This window comes from Clostridium sp. CAG:221, assembly GCA_000435835.1.
Taxonomy (GTDB): Bacteria; Bacillota; Clostridia; order Clostridiales; family Clostridiaceae; genus Clostridium.
Map to the genome: position 1 here is coordinate 1 of FR883359.1, position 9711 is coordinate 9711.

The window sequence follows — 9711 nt, forward strand, 5'->3', positions numbered from 1 at the left end:
TCAAGGTGTCCGGGGTTCGATTCCCCGGTAAGCCACCAAAAAAGGAACTTGAATTTTCAAGTTCCTTTTTTGTTTTGTTTAAAAAATGTATAATTTGTCCAAGATTAAGATAAAGTATTAAAAATTAAGAGTGTGGTATTTTATGTTTAATGGAACGATGATGCAATATTTTAAATATTTTTTGCCTAGTGGCTGTAAGTTGTGGAATGGAATATATAATGAAGCAAAAAAACTATCGGATATAGGAATAACTGCAATATGGCTTCCGCCGGCGTATAAAGGAATGGGTGGCAGTGATGATGTAGGATATTCTGTATATGATTTATATGATTTAGGTGAATTTTATCAAAAAGGATCTAAAGAAACTAAGTATGGAAATAAGGAAGAATATATACAAGCTATAGAAAAGCTTCATTCATATAATATTCAAGTTTATGGAGATATAGTTTTGAATCATAAGATGGGTGCTGATTTTACGGAAGAAATCAATTGTCAAGAAGTGCAGCAATATGATAGGAATAAAGTTATAAATGAAGAAAAGATTATATGTGGCTGGACTGGTTTTGAATTTGCTGGTAGGGATAACAAATACTCTGAGTTTAAATGGGATTATCGATGTTTTACTGCTGTTGATTATGATGAATATTCTAAGAAAAAATCTATATATAAATTTAAGGGTAAAGATTGGAGTGTGGATGTTGATGATGAAAATGGAAATTACGATTATTTAATGGGGTGTGATATAGACTTCTCTAATGAAAATGTTCTAAATGAAATTGAGAGATGGGGAAAATGGTATTTATCCGTTACAGGAATTGATGGTATGAGGTTAGATGATATAAAGCATATAAGTGCTGGGTTTTATAAAAAATGGATAAAATGCATGAGGGGATATACAGGTAAGGAACTTTTTTCTGTAGGGGAATATTGGCATGGTGATGTAGAGGTGTTACTAAGGTATATTGAAAAAACAGATGGAGTTATGTCCTTGTTTGATGTTCCTCTTCATTATAATTTTTATGAGGCTTCCCATAATTGTAATTATGATATGAGAAATATATTTAAAGGTACATTGGTAGAGCGAAATGAGGTGAAAGCTGTTACTTTTGTGGATAATCATGATACAGAAAAAGGCGCGTCTTTAGAGTCGCCAGTTGCTGAATGGTTTAAATTAATAGCTTATGGTCTTATTTTGTTAAGAAAAGCAGGTTATCCTTGTATTTTTTATGATGATTATTATGCTGATAAAAGTGGTAATAAAGAAGTGGTAGAAGGACTTAAGAAACTGTTGGATATAAGAAAGAATTTGGCATATGGGGAAGAAAAAGAATATTTTGATGATTGTAATATAGTTGGATGGACTAGGGGTGGGATTGATGAATTAAAGGATTCAGGTATAGCTGTAATTATATCTAATAATGGTGATGGTTATAAGGAGATGTATATAGGAGAGAAGTTTAAGAAAAGAGTATTTGTTGATATAATGGGAAGAAGGAAAGAAGAAGTGAAAATAAATAAGAGTGGTATAGGAATGTTTTATGTTAGTGATAAGAGTATTTCTGTCTGGGTGCTGAAGAAAATGAGGTATAGTTAAAAAATATACCTCATTAATTTTTTTTTTTTTTTTTTTTTTTTTATTGGGATATATATAAGATTTTGTCTATAAAATTATCAATTTTATTAAAGTATGATTGATTATCTATTATGACGGATTCGCCGTGACCAGCCCCTTTTATTAAAAGAATATCTCGTTTATCTGTTGGAGTTGCATTAAATAAATTATCAACCATATAAGAAGGTACAAAGGTGTCTTTATCTCCGTGGATATAAAGAATTGGTACAGGAGTTTTGCTAACGAAATTTATAGGTGCAGCATCTGAAAAGTAATATCCAGCCAATAGTTTGCAGATTAAGCTAGTTCCTTTGATTATTGGAGTAGCTAAAATTTTTGTTGAAGATTTTATTACATGTTTGTATACAACAGCAATTCTATCATAAGCGCAATCGGAAACGATGCATTTTACGTTTTTAGGAAGGTTATCGCCAGCTGTTATACATACTGTTGCTGCTCCCATTGATACGCCGTGGAGGATTATTTTGCAATCGTTGCCTAAGATCTCTTTGCTTTTATCTATCCATTTAAGTATATCGAAATGATCTAAATACCCCATGCCTAAGTATTTTCCTTCACTTTCTCCGTGACATCTATTATCCACTGAAAGTATATTAAAACCTTTATTATAATAATATGAAGTATAACATAACATTGCTGAAGCTGAAGCTGTATAGCCGTGTGAGAGAATAACGATATTTTTTGATGGTTTAGCATTTCTTACAAAAATGCCTGAAAGTTTTAAGTTGTCATAAGATGTTATATGAAGTTGTGAAGCGTTATGGTTTTTAAACCAATTATGGTCTATGAATGGTTTAAAACTTTCTGCTGAAGGAATGTTCTTAAAAGTTAAAATTTTTTTCTTCATCTTAGATAGCCCTTTTCTTGTTAGAGCGTAAAAGAAATATGTGCTGCAGATTATTGTTAATATAGCTATAGAAAAAAGAATTAAACCTAAAATGAAAATTATTATTTTGGTTTGAAAATTCATTTAAAAACCTCCTCTAAAAGTATGAATATATTATAAAATAAATGGTAAAAAAATACAAAAATAATTTGTTTATATTAATTATTTGTTTAACGGAAGGGAATACTAAAAGTTATAATCGTGAAAGGAGTGATAAAGATGGAATTTCCAAAAGCTTTTCCCCTTCAGCATCAAGAAAAGCATCCGGGAAATGAATATGAAATGACACCTATGCCTATTTATTATGATGATAAATATATAAAAAAAGGTGATCTTTTAAAAGATAAGGTAGCTATAATCACTGGTGGTGATAGTGGTATTGGTAGAGCTGTATCTATAGCTTATTTTCATCAAGGTGCAAAAGTTATAATAGTTTATTATGATGAAAGAAGAGATGCAGAAGAAACCAAAGAGATAATAGAAGCAGGTGGTGGAGAATGCACTATTATACAGGGAGATATAGCCCAAGTAGATTTTTGTAAAGAAGTTATGGAACTTGTCATGAAAAAATATGGCAAAATTGATATTTTGGTAAATAATGCAGCTGTTCAATATGAATGTACAGATATCAAACAGCTTACAGATGAACAATTTGATAAAACTATGAAAACTAATGTGTATGGAACGTTTTATATGACACGAGAAGCAATGAAATATTTAAAAAGTGGTGGATGTATAATAAATACCACATCTGTTACTGCTTTTCATGGAAATGAGACATTGATAGATTATTCTATGACTAAAGGAGCTGTTCTTACCCTTACAAGGTCTTTATCAATGGCTTTGACTAAAGGAAAGACAGGTATAAGGGTGAATTCTGTTGCGCCTGGACCTATATGGACTCCTCTTATACCTTCTAGTTTTAGCGCTGATAAAATACCACAGTTTGGTAATAATACACCGATGGGTAGAGCGGGTCAGCCAGTTGAATGTGCTGGAGCGTATGTATTTTTAGCGTCAGAGGCAGCTTCTTATATAACAGGGCAAACTATACATGTTAATGGGGGAGAAATAGTTAATTCATAGATTAGAAAGGCTTTATATGTTTTATATAAAGCCTTTATTATATGAAAATAAATAAATTAATTGTAAAAATAGTATAAAAATTCAATACAAATAAATGTGATTAATATATTGAAGAATGTGTTGGAGGGAGGAAAGATGGTAAATATAGAGGGAGAGAGGGTGGCTCATAATGTAGGTAATTATGATGAGGTTGTTAATGATGAAGGAATTGTATTTATGGATAATCCGTATATAATTATTTTCTTAAGTGATGGAGTGGAGTATGCAGCAGATGCTATAGCTGATATTTCTAAAGTTATATATATTTATAATGCAAACAGAGGGAGAGAGTGCCATAAAAATGTTTATAGCACTTTTTTATAAATAAAAAATAAAGCACTTTACAATGTAACAATGTTACGCTAAAATGAAATTAACAGGAAATAAAAGTAATAAAAGAAATTTTTTTCAAATATAACGTAACAATGTTACACAGGAGGTAATTATGGAAAATAAATCAGATATGAAAATATCAGGCTCAGGCAGCATTTCATCAGGGGTTTACAATGATATAAAGATATCAGGGTCAGGAGGTATTTTAGGTGATGTGGATTGTAATGATATTAAAATTTCAGGTTCAGTTAGCTGTAAGGGGGAGATTAAAGCTAATAATTTAAAAGTAAGTGGTAGTTCTAGCTTTTATAAAGATGTAGAAGTGAAGGAGTTCTTAAAGATTAGTGGAAGTGCAAAATTTCAAGGTAATCTTAAAGGAAATGATGTAGTTATAAGTGGAAGCAGTAAAATTGCAGGGAATGCTATTGGAGAAAGCATACGTGTTTCAGGAAGTGTTTCAGTAGAGGGTAATTGTGAGGGTACTGAAGTTACCATAAGTGGTAGTGCAAACATAAAGGGATTATTATCTGGAGATAAGATTTATCTAAATGGCCCAAGTGGATATATTAAAGAAATAGGTGGTTCAGAAATAACTATTAAAGATAGAAATAATGTTATTTTATTTGGAATTATTAGATTTAATTCTGGAAAAGGGTTAAATTGTGAACTTATTGAAGGAGATACTATTGAGCTTGAAAATGTAAAATGTGATTTAGTAAGAGGACATAATATAAAAATAGGAGAAAATTGCAGAATAAAAATGGTAGAATATACTGGCAGTATAGAAATAGACAAGAAAAGTAAAGTTGAAGAGTTTGTTTCTATTAAATAACTTAAAGAAAAGGTGCCAGTAGAAGGTGATAATTATGCAAGATGAATTAATATCAAAAAAAGATCTATTAAATGAAATGAGTATTTCCTATGGTCAGTTATACAGATGGAAAAGAAAAAAATTAATTCCAGAAGAATGGTTTATAAAGAAAAGTGTTTCTACAGGGCAGGAGACATTTTTCCCGAGAAAAAAAATAATAGAAAGAGTTCAAACTATTTTGGAATGTAAAGATGGAATATCTTTAGATGAATTAGCCTATAAGTTTTCAAAAAATATAAAGGATATATTAATAAATAAAACTTATATAATAGATAAAAATATTGTTTCTTCATCTATTGTGAATTTGTTTGAGGAGTTTATGGGAAGTAATGAAAAATATGATGAGAAGTCTTTGTTAGCTTTAATGGTTTTTAAAGAAATGATTGATAGCGGTTTTTTAAGTATGGATGAAATGAAAAAAATATCTTTAAAAATAAAAGAAGTATATGAAAGATTAGGATCAGATGATTATATACTTTCCGTTAAAAGAAAATATGGTGTGTCCTTTGTGGTATTAAATAAAGAAAAAGAAGAAATTATTGTAGATGATGAAGCAAAAGCTATTTTAGAAATAGATTTAGGAAAAATAATGGACGAAATAAAGAGGATTTCACAAGGATAATAATAAGCAACATAGTGTTGAATAAAATGTTATTTTTATTCAACACTTATTTTGTAAGAAGTATTTATTTAGTAGGTGCGTCAGTTTGAATTAAAGTAAGTTGTCCACCAGGATATACACCTTGATTAGTAACTTTATAATCGTCATGATTATGCATAGGATAAAATTGAGGAAAGAAGTAAGAGTTATTTTTATCATTACAGATTTCTAAAATATTAGTTGTATTTAAATTAGGGCATTGTCCAATTGGATTGGTAGGAATATTAGCAATGGAGTTTGAATCTATTTGAGTAAGTTCATAAACTTGCTTACAAAGTGAAGAAAGTCCATTTTGCCCTTTTTTTATATAATTTAAATATTCACTTCTTTTATCTGTTGTAGTAATTAATAAATCATAGGTTTCACCTGATGCAATATTAGCAGTAAAGCCACTTTCAAGTAATTTATGTTCCATATAGGAAGAGTTACACATACCCATGTTCATATTCATATTCATAAGGCTTTCGGAAATTGCCAGGAATGGACTAGGAGAGGCATCTTTACCTATTACTTGGAAATGTCATCCGTGAATATGCCAAGGAACAGCTGCATATCCCATATTAATCATTCTAAAAAGTACTTTATCATTAGTTTTAATATGAACGTAAGATTCATAGTTTAATTGAGTAAGATTAGTATTTGCATTAGGACTGGTTATTGTAAGAGGATGTGGTTTTAAAGTATCAGGGTATGCTCGGCCATTGACTAACCAAAAATCAGGTTTAAAGTCTGGAGCATAGTAAGTTTTTTGTGCTTCTACAGTATCATGCCATTTTGAATCAATATCAGAAAGAAGCATTACAATTATCAGGATTTGTCCAATCTAATTTATTATTAATATATTCAGTTTTATTTCCATTAGTAACTTTGAAAAGGCCTCCTACAAAGCCGAAAACATATAATTTCTTTTTTAAGTCGGAACATGGATCTGGTGACTGTGGTAAATATACATATCCATCAGTAGCCAATAAAACATAATGTATTATCATTTTAATTAACCTCCATAAATTAAATTTTATAATTATATAGTATTCATAATATTTACATAAGTTATATTAAAAGGGATGGAAATAAATAATAAAGCTCTACTTTTTTGCAGAGCTTTATTATTTAAGAATTTTATAATTTAATACTTTGTTTTTAAGCTCAATAAGTATTAGCAATCCTCCTAATACTTATTTCACCAGTGTTTAAAATTACAGTTTCTCCGTTATCCTTTGCTACAACTAGAGATCCATCATCATTTATATCAATGGCAGTTCCAAAATTGGTTGCACCATTTTTTGTAAAACTTATCTTTTCATTTAGAATGATGCTTCTTGCTTTATATTCATTAATAAAATTATAATTTTTAATTTCATTTATCATAAAAAGTATTTCATTAATTATTTCAGCACATAAATGGTTTCGAGTAGTATTACAATTTTCTTTATTAAAAAGTGAAGTTGCTATAGGTTGAATTTCTAAAGGAAAAGAATCTTTTTCAGTGGTGAAATTTATACCAATACCAATGATAATATGCTGAATATTACCTGTTTCAAAGTCAGTGACAGCTTCCGTTAATATTCCACATACTTTTTTATAATTAATTACTATATCATTAATCCACTTGATTTGGGCCTTTATATTAGTAATGTTTTCAATGGCTTTACAAATTGCTACAGAAGCAGCTGTAGTAACTAATACTGAATCACACACCTTGAGATTAGGTCTTAAAATTATACTCATGTAAATTCCACTCTTTGATGGGGAATAAAAGCTTCTGCCCATTCTTCCCTTGCCGGCTGTTTGCTCTTCTGCAATGACAACTGTTCCATGAGGTGCCCCTTCTAGCGCTAATTGTTTGGCGATTTCATTGGTAGAAGTAACACTTTTAAAAGTATGAATAGATATAGACATATGATTTTCTTTTAAGTAGTTAGAAATTCCTTCTGCGGAAATTAAATCATTTTTACTTGAAAGTGAATAACCTTTATTGGGAATGGCTTTAATTTCATAACCCTCTTCACGTAATTCCTCAATATATTTCCATATTGATGTTCGAGAGACATTTAAGTTTTTAGCTAGCTTGCTGCCAGAAATTAATTTATCTTTATTTTTTTCTAGTTCTTTTAAAATATTGCTTTTTATAGACATTTCATCCTCCAGAAGTTTTTAATATATAAATTTATTTAAAGCTTTTGCAATGAATGTAGCAAAAAAGCATTTAAAAATATCAAGAGGAATAAAAGGAATCACTGCAGTAGCTATTGTTGTTTTAAGATCCATATCAGTTAAAAGCTTCATATAGGATGCACCTAAAAAATAAATAATAGGCATGCCAACTAATATGGATAACAATAAGCATTTTATGGTCTTAAAAGAATTTCCTTTGAGATAAGATATAATGGTTGCAGCAGCTAGATAGCCAAAAAGATAGCCACCTGTTGGACCGAATAATCTACCAGGACCGCCAGTTCCACCAGAAAATACAGGTATACCAATTAATCCTAGTAAAAGATATACACCAACTACAGTAAAAGCTTGTTTAGGTTTAAGTAAAAATGCTAATAGATTAATAATAATAGTTTGAGCTGTAATGCTGGCTAGTGAAAATGGTAATGGAATAATTATGTATGAAGAAATACATAATAGAGCAATAAGTAAAGTGATTTTTGTTAAATCTCTTGTATTAGTTTTAGTTTGAATAATCATAAAATTTCCCCCTTTTACACAAGTTAATAGTTTCAATAAATGTAAATAAAATACATTTAAAAGTATATATTTAACAAAATAGTTTGTCAATCAAAATAATTATTTTAGTTAACAATTAAGTATTTTTTTATTTTTAGTAACTTTAATATAGAAGTTGAATAGAATGAAATTAAATATAAATTATCAAAAAAGGGGAAAAAATAATACATTTTATCAGGTAATAAGATATATTACCAGGTTCATATGAACAGCAAATTTAAAGTATTTGCGGGATAATGATTTCCTAAGTGGAAAAGTCATTATCTTTTTTTATTTAAAATAAAGATTGGAGGAAAATTAATGGATAATAAGGCAAAAGATCATAAGAGTATTGCAATGAGAGTTTCGGTAGTAAGTATGATAATTAATACAATATTATCTATAGGTAAAGTTGCTGCAGGGATAATTGCTGGTTCTGGAGCTATGATTTCTGATGGAGTCCATTCAGCATCTGATGTATTTAGTACAATTATAGTTATTATAGGTTTCAATATAGCTCATAAAGAAAGTGATGAAAAGCACCAATATGGACATGAGAGATTTGAATGTATAGCAGCGATAATTTTAGCAGCAATACTTTTAGCTACAGGAATAGGAATTGGTTTAAGTGGAATTAATAAGATAATTGCTGGTATAGAAGGAAATCTTGCAGCACCAGGAAGCTTAGCTTTAATTGCTGCTGTTATTTCAATAGTTGTAAAGGAATGGATGTATTGGTATACAAGAGCAGCAGCCATAAAAATAAATTCAGGAGCACTGAAGGCTGATGCATGGCATCATAGATCAGATGCATTATCTTCAGTAGGAAGTTTTATAGGAATATTAGGTGCAAGAATAAAATTTCCAATACTTGATCCCATAGCATCTATTATAATATGTTTATTAATAATAAAAGTAGCATATGATATATTTAAAGACTCTATATATAAACTTATTGATGCTTCTTGCGATGATGAAACTATAAATAAGATTAAGGATGTAATATTAGAACAAGAAGGCGTTATACAGTTAGATTCATTAAAAACAAGAGTTTTTGGCTCAAGAATTTATGCTGATATTGAAATATCAGCATATGGTAAGCAAAGTCTTGAGGATGCACATGACATAGCTGAAAAGATACATGATGAAGTAGAAAAAAAGATACCTATGATAAAGCATTGTATGGTACATGTAAATCCTTATAAAGATAATAAAAGCATTGACATTTAATTTTTATAGGCATAATATGAATGTAGAAAAAGAAAAATTAATTTTGTTAGGTGAGGCTCCTATAAAGATACATGCTGCTACCCAGAAAAATCGAGAGATTCCAATGGGTTAACAAGAATTATCGCCAAGGTAATTTTTAATGTAGCTGACGAAAAGTCAAAGCTCTATAGTGCTAAAGCTCTACAAATTAAGCTATATAATGCTTAGTAAGAATAGAACTTTTATTATTATGGATTATAAGACTTTTTAGCTTAAGTGAG

General features: G+C 29.5%; 12 protein-coding genes and 1 riboswitch. Of the genes, 6 read left to right on the top strand and 6 right to left on the bottom strand.

Annotation, left to right across the window (positions count from 1 at the left end; translation table 11 throughout):
- The first annotated feature begins 142 nt into the window (after window positions 1-142).
- Window positions 143-1594, top strand: coding sequence for an alpha-amylase (locus Q5O44_RS00965; RefSeq protein WP_022166513.1), 1452 nt, complete (start codon window positions 143-145; stop codon window positions 1592-1594).
- 40 nt (window positions 1595-1634) lie between these two features.
- On the opposite strand, the gene Q5O44_RS00970 is transcribed toward Q5O44_RS00965, so the two are convergent.
- Entirely contained in the window at window positions 1635-2603 is a 969-nt protein-coding gene (locus Q5O44_RS00970; RefSeq protein ID WP_022166514.1) for an alpha/beta hydrolase, read from the bottom strand.
- Window positions 2604-2738: 135 nt separating this feature from the next.
- Between Q5O44_RS00970 and Q5O44_RS00975 the strand changes: the two genes are divergently transcribed.
- The 4 genes from Q5O44_RS00975 (at window position 2739) to Q5O44_RS00990 (ending at window position 5470) form a co-directional block, all read left to right on the top strand.
- Complete coding sequence (locus Q5O44_RS00975) at window positions 2739-3605, top strand: SDR family oxidoreductase (protein WP_022166515.1); 867 nt, start codon at window positions 2739-2741, stop codon at window positions 3603-3605.
- A gap of 135 nt (window positions 3606-3740) precedes the next feature.
- The gene (locus tag Q5O44_RS00980) at window positions 3741-3968 is read left to right on the top strand and encodes a hypothetical protein (protein ID WP_022166516.1); all 228 of its coding nucleotides are present in this window, start codon (window positions 3741-3743) and stop codon (window positions 3966-3968) included.
- A gap of 121 nt (window positions 3969-4089) precedes the next feature.
- Window positions 4090-4809 carry a polymer-forming cytoskeletal protein gene (locus Q5O44_RS00985; protein WP_022166517.1) on the top strand — a complete coding sequence of 240 codons (720 nt, stop codon included), beginning with the start codon at window positions 4090-4092 and terminating at the stop codon, window positions 4807-4809.
- Between the two features lie 34 nt (window positions 4810-4843).
- Window positions 4844-5470: a DUF4004 family protein gene (locus tag Q5O44_RS00990; protein WP_022166518.1), complete on the top strand. Its 627-nt coding sequence runs from the start codon at window positions 4844-4846 to the stop codon at window positions 5468-5470.
- A gap of 64 nt (window positions 5471-5534) precedes the next feature.
- Here Q5O44_RS00990 and Q5O44_RS00995 read toward each other — a convergent pair whose 3' ends face one another.
- From Q5O44_RS00995 to Q5O44_RS01015, 5 genes are all read right to left on the bottom strand, one after another.
- A complete protein-coding gene (locus Q5O44_RS00995) occupies window positions 5535-5924 on the bottom strand; it encodes a hypothetical protein (protein WP_022166519.1) in 390 nt (129 codons plus the stop codon).
- Between the two features lie 105 nt (window positions 5925-6029).
- Window positions 6030-6308, bottom strand: a complete 279-nt coding sequence (locus Q5O44_RS01000; protein ID WP_022166520.1) for a multicopper oxidase — start codon at window positions 6306-6308, stop codon at window positions 6030-6032.
- Window positions 6295-6498: a hypothetical protein gene (locus Q5O44_RS01005; protein WP_022166521.1), complete on the bottom strand. Its 204-nt coding sequence runs from the start codon at window positions 6496-6498 to the stop codon at window positions 6295-6297. Before Q5O44_RS01005 ends, Q5O44_RS01000 begins: the two co-directional genes overlap by 14 nt.
- A 157-nt stretch (window positions 6499-6655) precedes the next feature.
- Window positions 6656-7645, bottom strand: a complete 990-nt coding sequence (locus tag Q5O44_RS01010) for a biotin--[acetyl-CoA-carboxylase] ligase (protein WP_022166522.1) — start codon at window positions 7643-7645, stop codon at window positions 6656-6658.
- Between the two features lie 18 nt (window positions 7646-7663).
- Window positions 7664-8203, bottom strand: a complete 540-nt coding sequence (locus Q5O44_RS01015) for a biotin transporter BioY (RefSeq protein ID WP_022166523.1) — start codon at window positions 8201-8203, stop codon at window positions 7664-7666.
- Window positions 8204-8542: 339 nt separating this feature from the next.
- Between Q5O44_RS01015 and Q5O44_RS01020 the strand changes: the two genes are divergently transcribed.
- Window positions 8543-9451, top strand: a complete 909-nt coding sequence (locus Q5O44_RS01020) for a cation diffusion facilitator family transporter (protein WP_022166524.1) — start codon at window positions 8543-8545, stop codon at window positions 9449-9451.
- A gap of 35 nt (window positions 9452-9486) precedes the next feature.
- A riboswitch (M-box (ykoK) riboswitch) is annotated at window positions 9487-9649 on the top strand.
- Window positions 9650-9711: the final 62 nt, after the last annotated feature.